This window comes from Cryobacterium sp. MLB-32, assembly GCF_000738085.1.
Lineage (GTDB): Bacteria > Actinomycetota > Actinomycetes > Actinomycetales > Microbacteriaceae > Cryobacterium.
Genome location: NZ_JPRS01000660.1, coordinates 1 through 954, shown reverse-complemented (window position 1 = coordinate 954; position 954 = coordinate 1). Strand labels below are relative to the sequence as shown.

The following is a 954-nucleotide window of genomic DNA, read 5'->3' as shown; positions in this document are numbered from 1 at the left end:
CTGCTGTCGACGATGACGACCAGAACGAGCGAATTTCAGACCTCAGCAATGCCCTTCAGAATGAATCAATAGATCTTGGCATTCCTTATCTCGAGTGTTTCGACAGCACAGTTGCAAACACCGTCTGGCGACGCCAAGTACGCGAGGGCGATGGCTATCATCCGGACGCCGCCGGCTACGAGCAGCTGGCCGCGATCATCCAGACCCCACTTCTCGAATGGCTTGGACCGGAGGAATCTGGGCAGTCCCAAACTCTAGTCACTTCAAGTCCCGTGATCGTTCCGTAAGCCGAAGGGCCAGCGGACGGTAACCGCGCGGTCCAAGTCGTTTCGGTGCTGGCGGTCGCAAAACACCAACGAGTCCGGTGAGCCGTGCCGATAGATCTGACGTCTTTCAAGGGTCATGCCGATATCGATAGTGTGAAATAAACTTGGTGCCTTTGAGAGACCTAAACCGGCTGGGGAGGCTACAGATGCGGAGCAGAATATCTTTTCCGCTGACGGCAGCCCTCTCCTGGACGAAATACTATGAACGCCAACGGAGAACCCGGCTGTTTCACCGCCACCGGCGCGGTCACGATCAACCATGAAGGACATCGCAAAGAAACACGTGAGTTTACGGGGGCTGCATCTGCTTTGGACAGTGCCATTGGCGTTTGTTCCCGGGTATGTAGCGGCACTTTTGCTGAGTTTGGATCGGTGCGGTTTCACTCAGTGTGTGGGTGAACCTCGTGGATTTGCTTCTTCGACCGCACCGGACGCCGTGTATATGGCGCTTGGCGCCGGGCTTCTTATGTTCGCGGCCTTGGCGCTCACGCCATGGCTTCGTCCGATCTGGCTTCGACTGATCGCCGCACTTGGGCTTTCCGTCCTGCTGGCCGCTTACTGGGTCTGGTTTCACCTCTTCTCCTACTGAAGCGATGATGCGGCCACGGTTTGCTCGGGGGAAAACGAT

2 protein-coding genes are annotated in these 954 nt (G+C 56.7%); both read left to right on the top strand.

Annotated features, from left to right (window positions below; all coding sequences use genetic code 11):
- The coding region (locus JF66_RS23985) for a hypothetical protein (protein ID WP_197059532.1) at nucleotides 1–287 on the top strand (287 nt) is incomplete at its 5' end.
- Nucleotides 288–585: 298 nt separating this feature from the next.
- Complete coding sequence (locus tag JF66_RS23385; protein WP_156109990.1) at nucleotides 586–915, top strand: hypothetical protein; 330 nt, start codon at nucleotides 586–588, stop codon at nucleotides 913–915.
- Nucleotides 916–954 lie beyond the last annotated feature (39 nt).